This window comes from Cupriavidus alkaliphilus (assembly GCF_900094595.1).
GTDB classification, from domain to species: Bacteria; Pseudomonadota; Gammaproteobacteria; order Burkholderiales; family Burkholderiaceae; genus Cupriavidus; species Cupriavidus alkaliphilus.
Genome location: NZ_FMAD01000003.1, coordinates 1 through 20,705 on the forward strand (window position 1 = coordinate 1; position 20,705 = coordinate 20,705).

The window sequence follows — 20,705 nt, forward strand, 5'->3', positions numbered from 1 at the left end:
GCTGGGCCGCGCATATCATCGAGCAGCGCATCGACAACAAGATCATCCGCCCCAGCGCCAACTACACCGGGCCGGAGAACCTGAAGTTCGTGCCGATCAAGGATCGCAAGTAAGACCGGCTGCCGGATTGCCCTGCGTCGGGTTGCATTGAATCCGAGCCTGCGGGCAAAGGGGTAGTTGGTCGCCGACACGGGGCCACTACCCCTTTTTCATACTTATATAGATTTCCCTACACCATGAATTCTGCAAACCGCAAACCGCTACCGGGCACCAAGCTGGATTACTTCGACGCGCGCGCCGCGGTCGAGGCGATCCAGCCGGGTGCCTACGACAAGCTGCCGTACACGTCGCGCGTGCTGGCAGAAAACCTGGTGCGCCGCTGCGACCCCGCCACCCTGACGGATTCGCTCAAGCAGCTGATCGAGCGCAAGCGCGACCTCGACTTCCCGTGGTTCCCCGCGCGCGTGGTGTGCCACGACATCCTGGGGCAGACCGCGCTGGTGGACCTGGCCGGCCTGCGCGACGCCATTGCCGACCAGGGCGGCGACCCGGCCAAGGTCAACCCGGTGGTGCCGGTGCAGCTGATCGTCGACCACTCGCTGGCGGTGGAGTGCGGTGGCTTCGATCCCGATGCCTTCGCCAAGAACCGCGCCATCGAAGACCGGCGCAACGAAGACCGTTTCCATTTCATCGACTGGACCAAGAAGGCGTTCAAGAACGTCGACGTGATCCCGCCGGGCAACGGCATCATGCACCAGATCAACCTGGAGAAGATGTCGCCGGTGATCCACGCTGACCATGGCGTGGCCTACCCCGATACCTGCGTCGGCACCGACAGCCACACCCCGCACGTCGATGCGCTGGGCGTGATCGCCATCGGCGTGGGCGGCCTGGAAGCCGAGAACGTGATGCTCGGCCGCGCCTCGTGGATGCGCCTGCCGGATATCGTCGGCGTGGAGCTGACCGGCAAGCGCCAGCCCGGCATTACCGCCACCGACATCGTGCTGGCGCTGACCGAGTTCCTGCGCAAGGAGAAGGTGGTCGGCGCCTACCTGGAATTCCGTGGCGAAGGCGCGTCGAGCCTGACGCTGGGCGACCGCGCCACCATCTCCAACATGGCCCCGGAATACGGCGCCACCGCGGCGATGTTCTTTATCGACGAGCAGACCATCGAGTACCTGCGCCTGACCGGCCGCACCGACGAGCAGCTCAAGCTGGTCGAGACCTACGCGAAAACCGCCGGCCTGTGGGCGGATTCGCTGAAGAATGCCGAATACGAACGCGTGCTGAAGTTCGACCTGTCGAGCGTGGTGCGCAACATGGCCGGCCCGTCCAACCCGCACAAGCGCCTGCCGACCTCGGCACTGGCCGAGCGTGGCATCGCCGTGGACCTGGACAAGGCTCGCGCGCAGGAGGCCGAAGGCCTGATGCCCGATGGCGCCGTGATCATCGCCGCCATCACCAGCTGCACCAACACCAGCAACCCGCGCAACGTGATCGCCGCCGCGCTGCTGGCGCGCAACGCCAATGCGCGCGGCCTGACGCGCAAGCCGTGGGTCAAGTCGTCGCTGGCGCCTGGCTCCAAGGCGGTCGAGCTGTACCTGGAAGAATCCAACCTGCTGCCCGACCTGGAAAAACTCGGCTTCGGCATCGTCGCCTTTGCCTGCACCACCTGCAACGGCATGTCCGGCGCGCTCGACCCGAAGATCCAGCAGGAAATCATCGACCGCGACCTGTATGCCACCGCCGTGCTGTCCGGCAACCGCAACTTCGACGGCCGCATCCACCCGTATGCCAAGCAGGCCTTCCTGGCCTCGCCGCCGCTGGTGGTCGCCTACGCCATCGCCGGCACCATCCGCTTCGATATCGAGAAGGACGTGCTGGGCAACGACCAGGACGGCAAGCCGGTCTACCTGAAGGACATCTGGCCGACCGACGAAGAGATCGACGCCATCGTCAAGCAAAGCGTCAAGCCCGAGCAGTTCCGCAAGGTCTATGAGCCGATGTTCGCGCTGACCGCCGAGACCGGCGAGAGCGCCGCGCCGCTGTACGACTGGCGCCCGCAGAGCACCTATATCCGCCGTCCGCCGTACTGGGAAGGCGCGCTGGCCGGCGAGCGCACGCTGCAGGGCCTGCGTCCGCTGGCGGTGCTGGGCGACAACATCACCACCGACCACCTGTCGCCGTCCAACGCGATCCTGCTGAACAGCGCGGCCGGCGAGTACCTGGCCAGGATGGGCCTGCCGGAAGAGGACTTCAACTCGTACGCGACGCACCGGGGCGACCACCTGACGGCGCAGCGCGCCACCTTCGCCAACCCCACCCTGATCAATGAAATGGCCGTGGTCGACGGCCAGGTCAAGAAGGGTTCGCTGGCGCGCATCGAGCCGGAAGGCAAGGTGGTGCGCATGTGGGAAGCGATCGAGACCTACATGGACCGCAAGCAGCCGCTGATCATCATCGCCGGCGCGGACTATGGCCAGGGCTCGTCGCGCGACTGGGCCGCCAAGGGCGTGCGCCTGGCCGGCGTGGAAGCCATCGTCGCCGAAGGCTTCGAGCGCATCCACCGCACCAACCTGATCGGCATGGGCGTGCTGCCGCTGGAGTTCAAGCCGGGCGTGAACCGCCTGACACTGGGACTGGACGGCACCGAGACCTACGACGTGATCGGCGAACGCCAGCCGCGCGCGACGCTGACGCTGGTGGTGCATCGCAAGAACGGCGAGCGCGTGGAAGTGCCGGTGACCTGCCGTCTCGACAGCGACGAGGAAGTGTCGATCTACGAGGCTGGCGGAGTACTGCAGCGGTTTGCGCAGGACTTCCTGGAGTCGAACAAGGCGGCGGCTTGAGCTTTGGCTGCAACCGAAGCCGACGGTGTGCTCCCCTCTCCCGGTTGCGGGAGAGGGGTCGGGGTGAGGGCCGGCGCGTCCAGTACCGAAGCGCCTGACTTCGTGGAGGCTCCCGCCCTTACCCCCACCCCTCTCCCACTTCGCGGGAGAGGGGATCGTCCGCCAGGGGCGGTGGCATGCAATCAGCCACCCCGCATACGAACCGCGCGTTGCCTGCGCGCGCATTGATTCCCAGGCTGTACAAGGCCCCCGGCCTAACCACGACAAAACATTCCCATGGCCCACGTACCCCAGATCAAGATCCCCGCCACGTACATCCGTGGCGGCACCAGCAAGGGCGTGTTCTTCCGCCTGCAAGACCTGCCCGAGCGCGCCCAGGTGCCGGGCCCCGCGCGCGACGCGCTGCTGCTGCGCGTGATCGGCAGCCCCGATCCCTATGGCAAGCAGATCGACGGCATGGGCGCGGCCACCTCCAGCACCAGCAAGACCGTGATCCTGTCGAAGAGCACGCGTCCGGATCACGATGTCGACTACCTGTTCGGCCAGGTCTCGATCGACCAGCCCTTTGTCGACTGGAGCGGCAACTGCGGCAACCTGTCGGCCGCGGTCGGCCCGTTCGCCGTCAGCGCCGGCCTGGTCGACCCGAGCCGCATTCCGCAGAACGGCGTGGCCGTGGTGCGCATCTGGCAGGCCAATATCGGCAAGACCATTATCGGCCATGTGCCCATCACCAACGGCGCAGTGCAGGAAACCGGTGACTTCGAACTCGACGGCGTGACCTTCCCGGCCGCCGAAGTCCAGCTCGAGTTCATGGACCCGGCCGCCGATGAAGAAGGCGCGGGCGGCGCGATGTTCCCGACCGGCAATGTCGTCGATGACCTGGAGGTGCCGGGGGTCGGCACGCTCAAGGCAACCATGATCAACGCCGGCATCCCGACCATCTTCGTCAACGCCGAGAGCATCGGCTACACCGGCACCGAGCTGCAGGACGCCATCAACAGCGACACCAGGGCGCTGGCGATGTTCGAGACCATCCGCGCCCATGGCGCGCTGCGCATGGGGCTGATCCAGGACATCGACGAGGCGGCCCGGCGCCAGCACACGCCCAAGGTCGCGTTCGTGGCCAGGCCGGTGGACTACACCGCCTCCAGCGGCAAGCAGGTGGCCGCGGCCGACGTCGACCTGCTGGTGCGCGCGCTGTCGATGGGCAAGCTCCACCATGCCATGATGGGCACGGCGGCGGTGGCAATCGGCACCGCGGCGGCCATCCCCGGCACGCTGGTCAACCTGGCGGCCGGCGGCGGCGAACGCAACGCGGTCCGGTTCGGGCATCCGTCCGGCACGCTGCGCGTCGGCGCCGAGGCGCAGCTGGTCGATGGGGAATGGGTGGTCAGGAAGGCCATCATGAGCCGCAGCGCGCGCGTGCTGATGGAAGGCTGGGTGCGCGTGCCCGGCGACGCGTTCTGAGCTGGCAAGCGCAAGGCCCGCGCCGGCCAGCCGGGCCTCGCCAAAGTATGCGCCTGGAGTTATGGCGGCGGCGGTTTCATGCCGAATCGGCATAACCCTTGCGCCGCCCTTCCAACGCGAATTTCTCCTCACGTATAGTCTCTGCCGCTGCCCGCGCCGGGTTCTGCACCACAGTCCCGGCACGCGGACAGCCACCGACTGAACACGGACGGCACCATTCCACCCATAAGGTATGTCGTGCCGCTTCCAGTACGGGCCACACGTTCGTATAGATACCGAGGAGAAACATGAAACATTCCGCCCGCGTCACCACGCTGGCCGCTGCCCTGCTGTCGGCGAGCCTGATCACCGGCGCCGCCCACGCCCAGCTCGCGCCCGCGGCCCAGCCTGCCGCCGCCGCTGCCACGGCTCCGGCCGAAGCGCGCAAGGCCAACATCGTCATCATCGGCACCGGCGGCACCATTGCCGGCGCCGGCGCCGCGGCGACCAACACTGCCGCCTACCAGTCCGCCGTGGTCCCGGTCGACAAGATCATCGCCTCGGTGCCGGAAGTCTCCAAGGTTGCCAACGTCAAGGGCGAGCAGATCTTCCAGATCGGTTCGGAGAGTTTCAACAACGAACGCCTGCTCAAGCTCGCCAAGCGCGTGTCGGAATTGCTCAAGCAGCCTGACGTCGACGGCATCGTGATCACGCATGGCACCGACACCATCGAGGAAACCGCTTATTTCCTCAACCTGACGCTGAAGAGCGACAAGCCGGTGGTGGTGGTGGGCTCGATGCGCCCGGGCACCGCGCTGGGTGCAGACGGCGCGCTGAACCTCTACGACGCCGTGCTGGTCGCCGCCAACCCGGCGTCCAAGGGCAAGGGCACGCTGGCGGTGCTGAACGACGAGATCCACACCGGCCGCGACGTCTCCAAGACCAACACCTTCAAGACCGAGACCTTCCGCTCGCCTTTCGGCCCGCTGGGCTACGTGGTCGAAGGCCGCACGCTGTTCTACCGCCTGCCGGCGCGTCCGCACACGCTGCAGACGCAGTGGGACATCGACAAGATCGACAAGCTGCCCGAGGTGGCGGTGGTCTATGCCTACGGCAACGCCAACCCGGCGGCGGTCGAGGCGGCGGTTAAGAGCGGCGCCAAGGCCATCATCTATGCCGCCACCGGCAACGGCAGCGTCGGCGACTACATGGTCGAGTCGCTCAAGGCCGCGCGCGCCAAGGGCGTGCAGATCGTGCGCGCGTCGCGCACCGGCAGCGGCGTGGTGGTGCGCAACGCCGAGCAGCCGGACGACAAGTACGACTGGATCGTCACCGATGACCAACTGCCGCAGAAGGCGCGCATCCTGATGGCGCTGGCGCTGACGCAGACCAACGACAGCAAGGCGCTGCAGCAGGTGTTCTGGAAGTACTGATCCAGGACAGTACCGGGTCGCCCAGCGCTAGCTCCTGGCCGATCCCGGAACTCAGGCGCTTCCCGACCCGCGGCCGGGCCGGGAAGCCCGGGGGGTGTCATCAATCCGGCTCAGGGTCGCTCATGAGCTTGAGCACCAGGTGCCGGCCGTCGCTGACCGCACCGTTCCTGCCGACGACGTAAAGAAGGTAATCGCCGGCGATCGCCAGCCCCGGCAGCGGCGGCGCGGTGACCTCGAGCTTGCCGCCTTGCTGCGCGAACGGCAGCTTCACGTACTGGTTGCCCCAGGTCCAGTTGTGCGTGATCGGGCCGGTACGGATCATCGTTACCGATGCCACCTCGGTGCCGGACACCTCCAGCTTGAACTTGTTGCCGTGGCGGATGCTGGCCGGCGCATCGTCGATGACCGGCTTCGCACCCTTGAAGAAGTAAGGCGGCTTGTACTGCTCGATCACCGGGACGGCGGCATCCCGCTGCGCCTGCGTCTGCGGCGATCCCGGAATCAGGTTGACACGGTTGCCGCCCATGACCCAGACCGCCCCATTGGGCATCAGCAGCGCCGTGGAGTGATCGTGCCTTGGCACGGGAGACGACACCAGGTCGGTGCGGCGGCCGTCCGCCGGATTGAACATCTGATAGCGCAGGCTGTTGGTGCGTCCGCTCGTGCCACCAACCACCAGCAGTTTCCCGTCCGGCAGGGCCACCACATTGTTTTGCGTGACTGGCTGGATGAGACTGGCGAGCGGCTTCCATTTCGGCGTCGCGCTGGAAAAATCGATCGTTTCCGCGACCGCCGAGTCGGGCGTGTCGCCCCCGCTCGAGCCGCCGAACAGGAAGACCTCCTGCGACCAGGTGCCGTCCGCGCGAATCGTCACCATCAGCACGCCGGCGCCGCTGTCGTGACCGTTCTGGGCGGTGTCGACAAAGGTCCAGTGATTCTGCGCGCGCGTGGCGACCAGCGGATCGGCGAGCGCGCCCTGGACGTCGAGCAGATAGGTATTGCCGCTGTAGAAGAACGGGTCGTATCCACCGATATTGAGCCCGCCCGGCTGGCCCGGGAGCGGCGGCACCACCTCGGCCGTGACCGCAACCTTCCAGTCCTTCTCGTTCGGGCCGGTCTGGACGACAAAGGCGCGCGGATACATCGGCAACTGCTTCCATGCGTTTTCCAGGGCCACCGTCGTGTCGGTCTTGGGGTCGTAGACTTCCGGCACGCCCTGGCGCACCTTGGTGCTGCCGGCGTTGGCCGGCCCTACGCTGGTGTCCTGGTCGGAGCCGGACAGCACCAGGATCCTGCCGTCCGGCAAGGTCACCGCGGTCGGGTACCAGCGCTGGTATTTCAGGTCTGACGGGGTCGGCGGATCGGTGTTGTTCTCGTTGAGCGGATCGCAGTGAGACAGCACGCCGGTCGGATCCATTTCATAGCCGATTCTGACGCATGGCATCGGCCTTGGTACCCATGCCTCGGCTTTCGGATCGAAGATATTGATCTTCCTGCCGCCGTTGTTGCCGCCCTTGTCATGCAGCCCGACCACGTAGATCCGTCCATCCACGCCGGACACATGCCCATTGCAGAACAGGTTATAGCCCAGGCCCCTGGAAAAGCCGGCATCCGTGAAGAACCGGTCGGTGCTGCTGATGTCCGCGCTGGTCAGGTCGGCGATCGCGTTCTTGGTGAACACGCCGGTATCGATCATCGACTGCAGTCCGCACACATCCAGCAGCTGGGCGTTTTCGCGCTCGAGGTCCGGGCCGTAGCGGGACCAGCCGCTCTCGTCGAGCTGGCCAAGGCCGAACCCGCCCTGTACCAGTTCGATGTATTTCTGGTTGAATCCCGGAAATACATTGCTGCCGGGAACCGGCGCATTGAGATAATGTTTTGGTTTATATTCCGACGGCCGCATCCAGACCAGCATGTTGGGGCAGGTCGAATATTTCTTGTTCCATATCAGCGTTGCATGGATAAAATCCTTGTGAGCCGGAACCAGGCCGCTCTTTTCTCCACATACCGCCGGACCGGCTTCGGGACACTCGACAGCCGCCCGCGCGGGGCCTGCCGGCACGACGACCAGCCATAACGAGCACGTGCCCGCCACTGCCGCCGCGAAAGTTTTTTGCACGGTCTTCATGCCACACCTCCTCCAAGACCATTGCCCCAAAGACCCGGATTTTTTTCAATTTTTTTGGCTTTTCTTTAAATGCATAAATGTTGGTGGCGCGCAGCCTTGCACCGCCTTTTTTTGCATATCCGGTGGTGAGCATAAAATCAGTTTAGGCAGCGTTGTGGCCCGCTGATGCCCAGCTGGTGCACCTATGGTCGTACACGTATGTGACCCACCGCACAGACGTGATGCGTGACATCTGCCTGTCTGGTCGCCGGGTCAGGCCGGCCCGATCGACGAAGTTGCCCGCCTCATGGCGGCGTGGAATTTTTTTCGGTTCAGCCGGGATATGGTTCCGGCCGCGTTTGCAGCGAGCCCGGGCGAAAGCGAATCCTGGCAACTGCCAGCAGATCGCGCCAGTTTCACTGGCGCGCCTGGGTGCTAGGGGGAATTTCTGGCGGTTAATTGCGTTAATAGGATCGAACAGCACGCCCTTCAGCGCGCCGACTCAGAACATGGCGCTGCTCATCAAGGCCTTGGCGACCAGAACGCCCTCGTCGGGCGCTTCGGCGTACACCGAGACATCCGTCACCACCTGCCGGCGGCCACGCCGGGCCACCGACGCCACCGCCCGCAGCGCGGCCCCTTGTGCCGGCGCCAGATACTGGATCGACAGCGAACCGGTCGCTCCGCCTTTCACGTCGTCGGCACTTGCGCCAGACGCCGCCGCGGCCGCGCCGGCGATGTCGATCAGCGTGGCAATGACACCGCCGTGCACGATGCTGCCGTGGGTCACGTTGGTCGGCAGGAACGGCATCTCCAGTTCGACATGGTCCGGCGCCAGGCTTGCCAGCCGCACGCCGAGGGCGCGCGCCACGGGAGATCCCAGCAGCACGTTATCGACCATGGCGCGCATGCGCGGGTCGACGCCGGCTGGGCGGCGGTCTTGGGAAAGGGGCACGGCGGCGATGGTGTGGGGCATGGCTGGACTCCTGAAAAGGCGCGATTCCTGACGCAGCGTAATGGCGCCCGCGGCATGGCTCAATGACGTCCGAGGTAATCCCCCGCCCCCGCGGCACGCCTTTGGCCGGGCTGCCGCTGCGCTCCCGATATAATGGGCGGCCGTTTTACCCTCCGCCCTGCCGCCACCATGCCGTCACTTCCCGAATCCGCCCCGCTCCGCCCCCAACCGGACCACGGCAACACGGATTCCACGCTGTCCGAGCGCCCGGACAGCCCCTGCATCGGCATCTGCTCGACCTTGTTCGACGAGGTGTGCCAGGGCTGCGGCCGCACCGCGGCCGAGGTCAGCAACTGGGTATTTTTCAGCGACGAGGAAAAGCAGCAGGTGTGGGAACGCATCACGCGCGAAGGCACCGGCAAGCGATTCCGCCAGGGCTGAGCCGCGCGCACCCGCAGCCCGTCATTCTCCAGACAGGCGCCGCTCCATCGCTTCGACTTCGCGCCGTTCCAGCCGCTGCCGCGCCAGCTTGCGCCAGCTTTCGGCCAGCGGCGCCAGCGCGGCCATTTCCTCCAGCGCGGCATAGTCGAGCCGGTCGACATACAGCACCCGCAGCAGATGGTGCAGCGACCATCCGGGACAGGGCCGCGCCACCAGTTCGAGCATATCGCCCGCGGCGACCTCGCCGGCTTCCAGCACGCGGTAGTACCAGCCGGTGCGCAGGCTCTGCTGCACGGCGCGCGACATGCCCGCATAGCCGAAGCGGTGATTGAGCTTCCAGCACGGCTGGCGCGCCTGCGACACCTCGACCAGCGCCGTGCCCAGGCGGAAGCGGTCGCCGATGCAGACGTCGGCTTCGGTCACGCCCGTGGTGCTCAGGTTCTCGCCGAAGGCGCCAGGCGTGTCGAGGACGCCGTCGGCCGACGCGCCCTGTTCCCGCAGCGCCAGGCGCCACGCCGGGTAGTGGTCGAAGGCATAGTGGTGCAGCGCCTTTTCCGGGCCGCCGTGGTGCCGCGGATCGCCCTGCCCGTCGCCCACGAGCCCGGTCGTGGTCACGCGCAGGCGCGCGCGCGTTGCGGCCTTGGCAATGCCGCTGGGTACGCCCTTGGGTCCGAACGGGCGCACCGCGCCGGTCAGGACCGCAGCGACCGGCACGCGCAGGATGGATGCGGCCTCGCTCATAGTCCGGCCTGCTCCAGCCAGCGCGCGAACATGCGCTCCCCTGCCGCCGCCACGGTGGCGCCGACGCATGCGGTGCGCGCGCGGATGGTGCGCGGATCGATGCCGGCCTTGCCCAGTTCGACGGTATGGCCGATCAGCCAGGCCTCGATATCGCGCGGCATGACTTCGGGGTGAAACTGCAGCGCCAGCACCTGGTTGCCGATGGCATAAGCCTGGTTCGGTACCGCCGCGGTTGAAGCCAGCAACTGCGCGCCGGCGGGCAGGTCGAAGGTGTCGCCGTGCCAGTGCAGGACTTCCCATTGCGCCGCGGCCAGCTCGGCCAGCGCCGAATCGTGTCCGGCCGGCGTCGGCGTGATCGGCGCCCAGCCGATCTCGCGGGGGCCGGGATAGACCCTGGCACCGGCGGCGCGCGCAATCAGCTGCGCGCCCAGGCAGACGCCGATGAGCTTGCCGCCGGCGGCCAGGCGCTGCCGGATCAGCGCGATTTCCGCCTCCAGCCACGGATAGGCGTCGGTCTCGTAGACCCCGATCGGACCGCCGAGCACCAGCAGCAGGTCGGCCGGCTCGCTGGCGATGGGGCCAAGGTCGTCGACGCCGGCCTGGAACACCCGCAGCGTGTGCCCGCGCGCGCGCAGGGCGTTGCCGATCACGCCCGCGTGCTCGAAGGCGACATGCTGGATCACATGGGTGGTACGCGTTGTCATCAGGGGCTCCTGCCGGAAGTGAGGGAGAGAAAGGCCCACATGTTAGCGTCTGTCGCCGACTGCCGGTGGACGACCCAGGCATGACCCCGCCAGTTTGAGAACCTTCCCGGCGAGGCATGCCGCGGCCCGCGCTATTTTGTCGCAGGCGCCAGCACCAGGGCGTCCGCCGCGCCTTGCGGACCGGGGGCTGCCGACGGCGGCATGGTGATGTACTCCACCGCCGCCCACTTGCCGATCCAGTCACGGTAGCGCGGCAGCAGCGCATTGCCGGACTGCCCGGTGGAGTCCATGAAGCGCGACGCCGCCAGGTCGGACAGGTCATAGAGCGCGCGCACGCTGGCCGCATGGGTGTTTTCGAACGGCGCCTTGTCGTCGCGCAGGTTGTGCCGGCCGACGTTGACCGTATACGTGTCGCCGCCGGTCGGCACGCGCAGGCTGAACAGCGGCGCCAGGTAGCCGACCTTGCCGAACGGCCGGTGCTCCAGTCGCGCGGCGTGGGCCTCGCCCCAGCGCCAGCGCGCGGGATCGTCGCCATAGCGGCGCGACAAGTCCGCGATGGCCTGGGTCCAGGCATCGGCCACGGCATCGTCGCAGCTCTCGGCCGGGCCGGTATGGGGACGGTCGCACCAGAACGCGCCCAGCTTGCGCGGATCGCGCAGGATGTTGAGCATGGGCTGCTGCACGTTGCGCTGGTCCCACAGGCGCACGAAGATTGCCTCGCCGGTTTTCTCCTCGAACAGCCGGCGCGACAGCTCGCGCAGCCATGCAGTGACCACCAGCGGCTCGGCGCGCGCGGCGTCCATGGTGCCGTCCCACCGGCGCAATGCCTCCAGCAAGGCGCGTTCGCGTGCCGGGCGCGCGGCATCGCGGCTGACCGGCGCGGCCAGCAGCAGCGGCAGGACATCGCGCACCGCCAGCGAGACCACGTCCTTCTGGATCGCGGCGAAGCTTTCGAACGTATGCTTGGGCGTCGCCGCCAGCAGCGTGCGGATGCGGTCGAAGCGATACGGCACGGTCCATTCGCTGGTGATGAAGTACGGATAGTCGGGCGCGACGATGCGCTGGTTGGCCGTCACGATCACGCCTCCGGCAGGGTTGTACTGGTGCGGCAGCGCCTCGAACGGGATAAAGCCGGTCCAGTCGTAGCGCGCATCCCAGCCGGGCGCCGGGGCCAGGCCCTTGAGGTCGTTGTCGGCGCGGCGCAGCGGCACGCGGCCCGGCGCATAGAAGCCGATATTGCCGTCGACGTCGGCATAGACGATGTTCTGCTGCGGCGAGTGGAAGTCGCGCAGCGCGTCGGTGAAGCTGTTCCAGTCGCGCGCCTGGTTCAGTCGCAGCCCCGCCAGGAAGGTGCGGTCGTCCGGGCGCAGTGCGGTCCACTGGAATGCCACCACATATTGCGCGCCCAGCGGCGCCGCGGCGCTGGCGAGCGACTCGGCCACATCCGAAATCACCGGCCCGTGGCGCGTGCCGCGGACCTTCAGCGTCACGTCGGCGGCGCCCTTGACGCGGATGGTCTCGGTGCGGGTCTCGAACGCGGCCCAGCCCTGCGGCGTCTGGTACTGGGTGTCGTTGCCCGGTCGCACGCGCTCGAGATACAGGTCCTGCACGTCGGGCGCGGTATTGGTCAGTCCCCAGGCGATGCGGTCGTTGTGCCCCAGCACCACCAGCGGCATGCCGGGCAGCGTGGCGCCGGCAACCTCGAGCCCGGGCGCGCTCAGGCGCGCGAAGTACCACAGCGCCGGCGCCTGCAGCCCCAGATGCGGGTCGTTGGCCAGCATCGGCTTGCCCGATTGGGTGCGCGCGCCCGACACCACCCAGTTGTTGGAGCCCATGCCCTCGACGTAGCCCGGCGGCGCCTTGTCGCCGACGCTGGCCATCGCGCTCGCCAGCGGCGCCAGTTGCCGGTACAGATGGCCATAGTCCATGGTGCGTACCGGCTGCTCGCCCGGATACGGCGCCAGCAGTTCGCTGATGCGGGCCACCGGCAGCACCTGCGCCAGCCGCATGCGCAGCGTCTCCTGGACCCAGTTGCCGCCCAGGTCCCATGCCATCATGGTCTGCCAGCCCAGCGTGTCGGCCGGTTCCCAGCGCTCCGGCCGGGTGCGCAGCAGCAGGAACTCCGGCGGCAGCGGGCCTTTGCGCTGGTCGATCCATGCATTGACGCCGTCGGCATAGGCCTGCAGCGCCGCGCGCGCCTCGGGCGACGCCTGCGCGAAAATGGCCTCGGCGTTGCGCCGCACGCCCAGCGTGCGCAGGAACTTGTCGTTATCGACGGCGGACGGGCCCAGGATTTCCGCGAGCCGGCCCGCGACGATGCGCTTGTTCATCTGCATCTGCCACAGTCGGTCCTGCGCGTGCACGTATCCCAGCGCGAACCACGCATCGGCCTTGCTGGCGGCGCGGATATGCGGCACGCCGTGGCTGTCGCGCACGACCGTGACCGGTTCGCGCAACCCCGCCAGCACCTCGTTGCCCGACACCGGCGGATGTGCCGCATGGCGATACCAGACCAGAGCGCCCGCCGCGCCGGCCACCGCCAGCCCCAGCAGCACCGCCAGCCACCTGGTCAGCCGACCGAACCCGCGCATCGTTGTTCCCCCTTTGTCGTTGTCATGTTGTTCCGCGCACTGTCGCGCATTATCCGCGCATTTTCCACGTATTCCGCGCACGAAAAAATGCCCGGACCAGCCGGGCATTTCCACGCTCCTGTACTGCCCGCGTGCGGGCCCGTCAGGCGGCGGACTTTTTCAGCTGCAGCGACTTGTACTCGAGGAACTCCTCCAGCCCGTACTTGCCGGCTTCGCGGCCGTTGCCGGACTGCTTGTAGCCGCCGAACGGCGCCTGCATGTTGAACGGCCCGCCGTTGATATCGACCTGGCCGGTGCGGATGCGGCGCGCCACGCGGACCGCGCGCGCCTCGTCGCCGGACCAGACCCCGCCGCCCAGGCCGTAGATGCTGTCGTTGGCGATGCGCACCGCGTCTTCCTCGGTGTCATAGCAGATGATCGACAGCACCGGCCCGAAGATCTCTTCCTGCGCCACGGTCGCGCGCGGCTCGACGTTGCCGAGCACGGTCGGCTTGACATAGAAGCCCTGCTCCAGTCCTTCCGGTGTCTCCGGGCCGCCGGCCACCAGCTCGGCGCCCTCTTCCAGGCCGCGGCGGATATAGCCGGTCACGCGGTCCTTCTGCACCGCGGAGATCAGTGGGCCCAGCTTGCTGGTTTCCTGCAGCGGATCGCCCACGGTAAAGCCGGCGACCACCTTCTGCGCGATCGCCTTGACTTCGTCGTAGCGGGCGCGCGGCACCAGCATGCGCGTGTGCGCCGAGCAGGTCTGGCCGGAGTTGAGGAAGCAGGCATTGATGGTGCCCTTTACCGCAGCCGGCAGGTCGGCATCGTCCAGGATCACCGAGGCCGACTTGCCGCCCAGTTCCAGCGCGACGCGCTTGACCGTTTGCGCGGCCAGCTCGGACACGCGCTTGCCGGCGCGGGTCGAGCCGGTGAACGACACCATGTCGACTTCCGGATGGCTGGCCAGCACCTCGCCCACCACCGGGCCGTAACCGGTCACCAGGTTGAACACGCCCGGCGGCAGGCCGGCGGCCTCGATCACTTCGGCCAGCACGAAGGCATTGAGCGGCGCCACCTCGGAGGGCTTGAGCACCACGGTGCAGCCCGCGGCCAGCGCCGGCGCCACCTTCAGCGTGATCTGGTTGAGCGGATAGTTCCACGGCGTGATCGCGCCGACCACGCCCACCGGCTCGCGCACCACCAGCGAATTGCCGACTTCTTCCTCGAAGTGAAAGCCTTCCAGCAGCCTGGCGGCCTGGCCCCAGTTGTAGACCGGGCCGCCGACCTGGATCGCGCGCGCCAGCTTGATCGGCATGCCGACTTCGCCGGCGATCAGCTGCGCCAGTTCTTCGCTGCGTGCCTTCAGCCCTTCGGCGATCCGGGCGATATAGTCGGCCCGCACTGCCGGCGGCGTGGCCGACCAGCCGTCGAAGGCCGCGCGCGCCGCCTGGATGGCATCTTCGGCGTCGCGGGCCGAGCCTTCCGGAATGGTCCCCATCACCGCTTCGGTGGCGGAATGGATGACATCGATCTTGCCGTTGCCGTGGGGCGCGACCCACTTGCCGTTAATGAAGAGTTTGTCTCGTTGTTGCATGGCCACAGTTCTCGGTTTGGTGAATTGGCGATTGCAATTTTTTGTTACTTTTATGGTGCAGGCACATTGTAGAGCGGATTCCGGCCCATGTTATGGCGCTGGGGGAAATGGCGCCGGCCGCGCCTGCCGCTCCGCACAAGAACCTGGCGATAATCGGCCGCGGGTGACAGACGGGAGACACGCGAGGCGTGGACGGGGGAGACTCGCCACGGCGCGCGCACATAACAAAAAAGGGGGCGAGGCATGGTCGATCCGATCTACCGCAAGACAGAGGCGGGACAGGACGAGATCCGCAGCCGCGCGCGCAAGCTGGACCACAAGCTGCGCGCGCTTTTGCTGATGGTCAACGGCGAGCGCCGCGAGCAGGCATTGCTGGCGCAGGTGGCGGGCATGGGGATCGGCCCGGAGGCCATGGCAACGCTGCTGGCCCAGGGGCTGGTCGAAGCCGTCGCCGAACCGGCGCAGCCACCCGCCAGCGCGCCGCAAGCACCCGCACGGGTCGCGCCACCGGCTGCCGACACCAACCTGTTCTCGGTCTACGCGATGCGCCATGCGCCGGTGGCCGAGGTAGCGGCGCCGCCGCATGCCAGTGCAGCGGCGGCCCACTCGCCCGCCGAGATCCAGGCATACCAGCGCGTCTACCATTTCTATACCGACGTGATCGGGCAGCATCTCGGGCTGCGCGGCTACATGCTGCAGGTGAAGGTCGAGAAGGCCGCCGACCTGCCCGCGCTGATGGCGCTGCGCGAACCGCTGCACGCGGCGCTGCTCAAGGCGCGGGGCGACATCACCGCCCGCGCCATCATGGCGCAGCTGGACCAGCTCCGCGACGGCAGCGCCGCCTGACACGCCGGTGCGGACAAAGAAAAGGCCGCCCGTAGGCGGCCTTCAGCATGCAGTGGGGTGTGGCGCTCAGCCGTCGATGCCCTGCGACTGCAGGTACTCGTCGTACGTACCCAGGTAGTCGGTCAGCGTGCCGTCGGTGCGGACCTCGATGATGCGCGTGGCCAGGCCGCTGACGAACTCGCGGTCGTGCGAGACGAAGATCAGCGTGCCCTGGAACTTGTCCAGCGCGATCTGCATCGACTCGATCGATTCCATGTCCATGTGGTTGGTCGGCTCGTCCAGCGCCAGCACGTTGTGGCGGCCCAGCATCAGCTTGCCCCAGATCATGCGGCCCTTCTCGCCGCCGGACAGCACCTTGACGTTCTTCTTGATGTCGTCGGCCGAGAACAGCAGGCGGCCCAGCGTGCCGCGCAGCGAGGTCTCGTCGTCGCCGGCCTGGGTCCACTGGCTCATCCAGTCCATCACGTCGCGGTCTACCGGGAATTCCTCGTAGGTGTCCTGCGGCATGTAGCCGACGTTGGCGTTCTCGGCCCACTTGACCGTGCCGCGGTCCACCTCGACGCCGCGCTGCACGCCGGTCTGCACCGCGCCGTTCAGCAGGCTGCGCAGCAGCGTGGTCTTGCCCGCGCCGTTCTCGCCGATGATCGCCACGCGCTCGCCGGCCTGGATCGCCATCGACAGGTTGTCGATGATCTTGCGGTCGTAGGTCTTGGTGATGCCTTCGACTTCCACCGCGAGGTTGTGCAGCTTCTTCTCGAACTCGAAGCGGATAAACGGGTTCTGGCGCGACGACGGCTTGATGTCCTCGACCTTGATCTTCTCGATCTGCTTGGCGCGCGAGGTGGCCTGGCGGGCCTTGGACTTGTTGGCCGAGAAGCGGCGCACGAAGTCCTGCAGTTCGCTGATGCGCTCCTTGGCGCGCGCGTTGGCGGCCATCTGGCGCTCGCGGGCCTGCATCGACGCTTCCATGTACTCGTCGTAGTTGCCCGGGTAGACCTTGAGCGTGCCGTAGTCCATGTCGGCCATGTGGGTGCAGACCGAGTTCAGGAAGTGGCGATCGTGCGAGATGATGATCATGGTGGAGTTGCGCTCGTTGAGCACGGTCTCCAGCCAGCGGATGGTGTTGATGTCCAGGTTGTTGGTGGGCTCGTCCAGCAGCAGCACGTCCGGGTTCGAGAACAGTGCCTGCGCCAGCAGCACGCGCAGCTTCCAGCCCGGCGCGACGTCGCTCATCGGGCCCTGGTGCTGCGCGGTGGGGATGCCCACGCCCAGCAGCAGTTCGCCGGCGCGCGCCTCGGCGGTGTAGCCGTCGTATTCGGCGTACTTGGCCTCGAGCTCGGCGGCCTTCATGTAGTCTTCGTCGGTCGCTTCCGGATTGGCGTAGATGGCGTCGCGTTCCTGCGCGGCGGCCCACATCTCGGTGTGGCCCATCATCACCACATCCAGCACGCGCATGTCTTCATAGGCGAACTGGTCCTGGCGCAGCTTGCCCAGGCGGATGCCCGGCTCCAGCATGACGTTGCCCGACGACGGCTCGAGGTCGCCGCCCAGGATCTTCATGAAGGTGGACTTGCCGCAGCCGTTCGCGCCGATCAGGCCGTAGCGGTTGCCCTCGCCGAACTTGACCGAGATATTCTCGAACAACGGCTTGGGGCCGAACTGCATGGTGATGTTTGCGGTAGAAAGCACGTCTTGAACCTTGTCTGGAGATTGTGGCGCCGCGGCGCGGGCCGGAAGAATTCCGGCGGCCATGGCCGGCGCTGCGGCACGGGCCACGCCGGGTTCATGCGAGAACCCGGGAGGAAATCAGGAAATAACCGCGCATTCTATCATCCGGACGCATTCCTTGCGACCGGCGCGCGCGGCGGAAAGCCGCTGGCTCAGGCCGGCGGCGGCAGCACCGGATAGCCCGAAAACGCCATGCTGAAGCCGTCGGCACGTGCCGACAGCCGCACCTGCGCCCCGACCGGCAGCGTCAGCTTGCGGGCGCAATGCCCGAACGGCAGGCCGGTCAGCACCGGCACTGGCAGTTGCTCGCGCAGGTAGGCGACCACGGCGTCCATGTCGTAGCCGTTGTCGTAGTCGGTGACGCGGTAATTGGAGAAATCGCCCAGCACGATGGCGCGCTGCGCGCCCAGCACGCCGGCCTGCTGCAGCTGGACCAGCATGCGCTCGACCCGGTAAGGGGGCTCGTTGATGTCTTCCAGGAACAGCACCCCGCCCTGCACCTGCGGCATGAACGGCGTGCCCAGCAGGCTGCACAGCATCGCCAGGTTGCCGCCCCACAGCGTGCCCTCGACGCTGCCGGAGAACGGCTGCCCGCCGGACTGCGGCGCGGCGATGTCGACGCGGTAGGCCGGATTGCGCAGGATGCCCTCGAAGTGCTCCCACATGTAGGCGTCGACGGCTTCGGCGCCGAAGTCGGCCAGCAGCATCGGTCCGGCAAAGGTGACGCCGCCGGTGGCCGCCAGATAGGCCAGCTGGAACGCGGTGAAGTCGCTGTGGCCGACGATGGGCGTGCCGCTGGCACATGCCTGCCCCGCGATGCGGGCAAAGTCGACCTGCGCCAGCAGGCGGGCGATGCCGTAGCCCCCGCGCACCGCCAGCGTCAGCTCATGCGGCACGCCGGTGCCGATCGCGTGCAGGTCGGCCAGCCGCTCCGCGTCGGTGCCGCCGAAGCGCAAGTAGCGCCGCGCCAGCACGTCCGGGTTGGTCATGTGATAGCCATGGTGCTTGAGCCAGGCACAGCCACGCGCGGCGGTGGCGACATCGTGCGGATACCCGGACGAGGCGATCAGTCGGACTTCGGTATGCGGCCTGCTGTTCGGCGTGCTCATGCTTCAGTGTCGTGGTTCTGGTCGGGTCCGGCGGCCGGCTGGGGTGCAGCGTTCTGTGCCGACGCCCCTTGCGCGGCCTTTTGCGCCGCTTTTTGCGCGCGGCGGCGGGCGCCGAAGAAGTCCTTCAGCATCTGGCCGCAGGGCTCGGCCAGCACCCCGCCGGTGATGCTGGTCTGGTGGTTGAGCTGGGCCTGTTCGAACAGGTTGACCACGCTGCCGGCGGCGCCGGTCTTGGGGTCGCTCGCCCCGAACACCACATGGCGCAGCCTTGCATGCAGGATCGCGCCGCTGCACATGGCGCACGGCTCCAGCGTCACGTAGAGCTCGCACTCGGGCATGCGGTAGTTGCCGATGACCTGGGCGGCGGCGCGCAGGGCCTGCATTTCGGCGTGCGCCGACGGGTCGACCGAGCGGATCGGCAGGTTGTGGCCGCGCGCAATGATGGTGTCGTTCCAGACCACCACCGCACCCACCGGCACCTCGCCCGCGGCTTCGGCCAGGCGGGCCTCTTCGAGCGCGGCGCGCATGTAGCGCGCGTCGCGCTCGGCGGCTTGCGCCGGATCGTCCGGCAGCGCGCGCGGCGCACGCAGCGGCAGCGGTGGCGGCGAAGGCGGCAGCGGCGGCTGCGTCATCGTCGCCGCTCAGTCCTGCGCGGGCAGCTGCACCGGCGCGCTGACCTCGGCCCAGCAGTTGGGCGTTTCGAACAGCACCAGCCTGGTCAGCTGCAGCTGGTGGCCGAAGCAGTCCTTGAACACCGGCGCCAGGATGTCGAAGGCCACCTGGGCCAGGTTCTCGACCGTCGGGATCGCGTCCAGCACCACGGTCTTGTGCCCTTCCATCGATTGCAGGAAGTTCAGCAGCGCGGTGTCGCCGCGATAGATCAGGAAGGCGTGGTCCCACTTGCTGACCAGGTGCTCGTTGGCAAGCGCCTTGATATCGCCGAAATCCAGGATCATGCCGTCATCCGACGCGCCCTCGCGATGCAGCACCTCTCCCGACAGCGTCAGGTCGAGCCGGTAGCGGTGGCCGTGGATATTGCGGCACTGCCCGCAGTGGTTGGGGATGCGGTGGCCGGAGTCGAACTCCAGCCGGCGGGTGATGGAAACTTGTTTGCTCATGTGTACCGGCGCCGGTGCCGGCCGCCTGCGTTGAAGCGGACGCCGCGCGTGCGTCCGAAGCCTCTATTGTGGACTGAATTGCCTGGGTCGTGATGCCCTTGTGCGCCCCGATGCCGCCTGGGCCGGAGCCACCCGCGCGACCGCTCAGCGGATGCCCAGCAGCTTGTGGGTCTGCAGCGACAGCCGCCAGCGCGGGTGGCGCTGGCAGAAGGCCACCGCGGCGGCGGTATTTTCCCGCGCCAGCGGACCGTCCATGGCCTGCACCAGGAAATGGCGGAAATCAAGCTTCTCGTATGCGGCGAAGTCTTGCCCTTCCTGCGGGATCACCACCTTCAGCTCATCGCCGCGCGTGACCACCAGCTCCGAACCCATCTTGGGGCTGACGCAGACCCAGTCGATGCCGGGCGGCACGGCAATGGTGCCGTTGGTCTCGATCGCGATCTCGAAGCCCTGCGCATGCAGCGCGTCGATCAGCGGCGCATCGAGCTGCAGCAGCGGCTCGCCCCCGGTGCAGACCACCAGCGGCTTGCCGCCGGCACCCTGCGGCCACTCCGACGCGACCACCGCGGCCAGTTCCTCGGCGCTGCGGTACTTGCCGCCGCGCGTGCCATCGGTGCCGACGAAATCCGTATCGCAGAACTGGCACACCGCGCTGGCGCGGTCCTGCTCGCGGCCGCTCCACAGGTTGCAGCCGGCAAAGCGGCAGAACACCGCGGCGCGGCCGGCGTTGGCGCCTTCGCCCTGCAGCGTATAGAAGATTTCCTTGACGGCGTAAGTCATGCGTGGGGGTCTCTCTCGGACCGTAAACAGCGGTTCGCAGCAGTTCGGCAGCGTTTGCTGGCCGGGGTTCAGTAAAGGATGGGCAGGGCCGGAGCCGGACCTCGCGCCGCGTGGTCACATTGGCGCGTGTCGCGCCCTCTGTGGACCGAAACGTATCGATCGGGGCGGCTGTGCTGGCAGCGCGGGTGCTGCCGGGTGGGGCTGTCCTGGCCTGTCGCAGGCTGCGCCCGGCATTGGGCCGGACGTGCCGCAAGTATACCAGAGGCCCCAGGGTTTCCGCT

At 67.5% G+C, this 20,705-nt stretch carries 16 protein-coding genes; 5 read left to right on the plus strand and 11 right to left on the minus strand.

Going from position 1 to position 20,705, the window contains the following annotated elements; genetic code table 11:
* Positions 1–236: 236 nt before the first annotated feature.
* The 3 genes from acnD to GA0116996_RS06655 all read left to right on the plus strand — a co-directional run bounded on the left by acnD (position 237) and on the right by GA0116996_RS06655 (position 5,728).
* Positions 237–2,849, plus strand: a complete 2,613-nt coding sequence (gene acnD, locus GA0116996_RS06645) for a Fe/S-dependent 2-methylisocitrate dehydratase AcnD (protein WP_092308432.1) — start codon at positions 237–239, stop codon at positions 2,847–2,849.
* 276 nt (positions 2,850–3,125) lie between these two features.
* The gene (prpF, locus tag GA0116996_RS06650) at positions 3,126–4,316 is read left to right on the plus strand and encodes a 2-methylaconitate cis-trans isomerase PrpF (RefSeq protein WP_092308434.1); all 1,191 of its coding nucleotides are present in this window, start codon (positions 3,126–3,128) and stop codon (positions 4,314–4,316) included.
* A 287-nt stretch (positions 4,317–4,603) separates the two neighbouring features.
* Entirely contained in the window at positions 4,604–5,728 is a 1,125-nt protein-coding gene (locus tag GA0116996_RS06655) for an asparaginase (RefSeq protein ID WP_092308436.1), read from the plus strand.
* Positions 5,729–5,828: 100 nt separating this feature from the next.
* Here the strand turns inward: GA0116996_RS06655 and GA0116996_RS06660 are convergent, their stop codons facing one another.
* Together GA0116996_RS06660 and GA0116996_RS06665 are read right to left on the minus strand one after the other, a co-directional pair.
* On the minus strand, positions 5,829–7,856 hold the full coding sequence (locus tag GA0116996_RS06660; protein ID WP_092308438.1) for a galactose oxidase early set domain-containing protein: 2,028 nt from the start codon (positions 7,854–7,856) through the stop codon (positions 5,829–5,831).
* Between the two features lie 481 nt (positions 7,857–8,337).
* Positions 8,338–8,811, minus strand: a complete 474-nt coding sequence (locus GA0116996_RS06665) for a PaaI family thioesterase (protein ID WP_092308440.1) — start codon at positions 8,809–8,811, stop codon at positions 8,338–8,340.
* Positions 8,812–8,979: 168 nt separating this feature from the next.
* On the opposite strand from GA0116996_RS06665, the gene GA0116996_RS06670 reads away from it, so the two are divergent.
* On the plus strand, positions 8,980–9,231 hold the full coding sequence (locus GA0116996_RS06670) for a DUF1289 domain-containing protein (protein ID WP_092308442.1): 252 nt from the start codon (positions 8,980–8,982) through the stop codon (positions 9,229–9,231).
* 21 nt (positions 9,232–9,252) lie between these two features.
* Here GA0116996_RS06670 and GA0116996_RS06675 read toward each other — a convergent pair whose 3' ends face one another.
* From GA0116996_RS06675 to GA0116996_RS06690, 4 genes are all read right to left on the minus strand, one after another.
* Complete coding sequence (locus tag GA0116996_RS06675; RefSeq protein WP_092308444.1) at positions 9,253–9,972, minus strand: MOSC domain-containing protein; 720 nt, start codon at positions 9,970–9,972, stop codon at positions 9,253–9,255.
* Positions 9,969–10,676, minus strand: a complete 708-nt coding sequence (locus GA0116996_RS06680; protein WP_092308446.1) for a glutamine amidotransferase — start codon at positions 10,674–10,676, stop codon at positions 9,969–9,971. Before GA0116996_RS06680 ends, GA0116996_RS06675 begins: the two co-directional genes overlap by 4 nt.
* A gap of 131 nt (positions 10,677–10,807) precedes the next feature.
* Positions 10,808–13,267, minus strand: a complete 2,460-nt coding sequence (locus GA0116996_RS06685) for a penicillin acylase family protein (protein ID WP_092308448.1) — start codon at positions 13,265–13,267, stop codon at positions 10,808–10,810.
* Between the two features lie 142 nt (positions 13,268–13,409).
* Positions 13,410–14,843, minus strand: a complete 1,434-nt coding sequence (locus GA0116996_RS06690; RefSeq protein WP_092308450.1) for an aldehyde dehydrogenase family protein — start codon at positions 14,841–14,843, stop codon at positions 13,410–13,412.
* A 243-nt stretch (positions 14,844–15,086) separates the two neighbouring features.
* On the opposite strand from GA0116996_RS06690, the gene GA0116996_RS06695 reads away from it, so the two are divergent.
* The gene (locus tag GA0116996_RS06695; RefSeq protein ID WP_092308452.1) at positions 15,087–15,689 is read left to right on the plus strand and encodes a hypothetical protein; all 603 of its coding nucleotides are present in this window, start codon (positions 15,087–15,089) and stop codon (positions 15,687–15,689) included.
* Between the two features lie 66 nt (positions 15,690–15,755).
* Here GA0116996_RS06695 and GA0116996_RS06700 read toward each other — a convergent pair whose 3' ends face one another.
* The 5 genes from GA0116996_RS06700 to queE form a co-directional block, all read right to left on the minus strand.
* Complete coding sequence (locus tag GA0116996_RS06700; RefSeq protein WP_092308453.1) at positions 15,756–17,378, minus strand: ABC-F family ATPase; 1,623 nt, start codon at positions 17,376–17,378, stop codon at positions 15,756–15,758.
* 191 nt (positions 17,379–17,569) lie between these two features.
* Positions 17,570–18,526 carry a muramoyltetrapeptide carboxypeptidase gene (gene ldcA, locus GA0116996_RS06705; protein ID WP_092308455.1) on the minus strand — a complete coding sequence of 319 codons (957 nt, stop codon included), beginning with the start codon at positions 18,524–18,526 and terminating at the stop codon, positions 17,570–17,572.
* Positions 18,523–19,158, minus strand: a complete 636-nt coding sequence (gene tadA / locus GA0116996_RS06710; protein WP_092308457.1) for a tRNA adenosine(34) deaminase TadA — start codon at positions 19,156–19,158, stop codon at positions 18,523–18,525. Before tadA ends, ldcA begins: the two co-directional genes overlap by 4 nt.
* Positions 19,159–19,167: 9 nt before the next feature.
* Positions 19,168–19,644, minus strand: coding sequence for a 6-pyruvoyl trahydropterin synthase family protein (locus GA0116996_RS06715; RefSeq protein ID WP_092308459.1), 477 nt, complete (start codon positions 19,642–19,644; stop codon positions 19,168–19,170).
* Positions 19,645–19,788: 144 nt separating this feature from the next.
* Complete coding sequence (queE, locus tag GA0116996_RS06720; protein WP_092308461.1) at positions 19,789–20,424, minus strand: 7-carboxy-7-deazaguanine synthase; 636 nt, start codon at positions 20,422–20,424, stop codon at positions 19,789–19,791.
* Positions 20,425–20,705 lie beyond the last annotated feature (281 nt).

Coding starts and splice junctions, on each gene's coding strand:
- acnD (WP_092308432.1), top strand. CDS start 237: ATGAATTCTGCAAACCGCAAACCGCTACCGGGCACCAAGCTGGATTAC.
- prpF (WP_092308434.1), top strand. CDS start 3,126: ATGGCCCACGTACCCCAGATCAAGATCCCCGCCACGTACATCCGTGGC.
- GA0116996_RS06655 (WP_092308436.1), top strand. CDS start 4,604: ATGAAACATTCCGCCCGCGTCACCACGCTGGCCGCTGCCCTGCTGTCG.
- GA0116996_RS06660 (WP_092308438.1), bottom strand. CDS start 7,856: ATGAAGACCGTGCAAAAAACTTTCGCGGCGGCAGTGGCGGGCACGTGC.
- GA0116996_RS06665 (WP_092308440.1), bottom strand. CDS start 8,811: ATGCCCCACACCATCGCCGCCGTGCCCCTTTCCCAAGACCGCCGCCCA.
- GA0116996_RS06670 (WP_092308442.1), top strand. CDS start 8,980: ATGCCGTCACTTCCCGAATCCGCCCCGCTCCGCCCCCAACCGGACCAC.
- GA0116996_RS06675 (WP_092308444.1), bottom strand. CDS start 9,972: ATGAGCGAGGCCGCATCCATCCTGCGCGTGCCGGTCGCTGCGGTCCTG.
- GA0116996_RS06680 (WP_092308446.1), bottom strand. CDS start 10,676: ATGACAACGCGTACCACCCATGTGATCCAGCATGTCGCCTTCGAGCAC.
- GA0116996_RS06685 (WP_092308448.1), bottom strand. CDS start 13,267: ATGCGCGGGTTCGGTCGGCTGACCAGGTGGCTGGCGGTGCTGCTGGGG.
- GA0116996_RS06690 (WP_092308450.1), bottom strand. CDS start 14,843: ATGCAACAACGAGACAAACTCTTCATTAACGGCAAGTGGGTCGCGCCC.
- GA0116996_RS06695 (WP_092308452.1), top strand. CDS start 15,087: ATGGTCGATCCGATCTACCGCAAGACAGAGGCGGGACAGGACGAGATC.
- ldcA (WP_092308455.1), bottom strand. CDS start 18,526: ATGAGCACGCCGAACAGCAGGCCGCATACCGAAGTCCGACTGATCGCC.
- tadA (WP_092308457.1), bottom strand. CDS start 19,158: ATGACGCAGCCGCCGCTGCCGCCTTCGCCGCCACCGCTGCCGCTGCGT.
- GA0116996_RS06715 (WP_092308459.1), bottom strand. CDS start 19,644: ATGAGCAAACAAGTTTCCATCACCCGCCGGCTGGAGTTCGACTCCGGC.
- queE (WP_092308461.1), bottom strand. CDS start 20,424: ATGACTTACGCCGTCAAGGAAATCTTCTATACGCTGCAGGGCGAAGGC.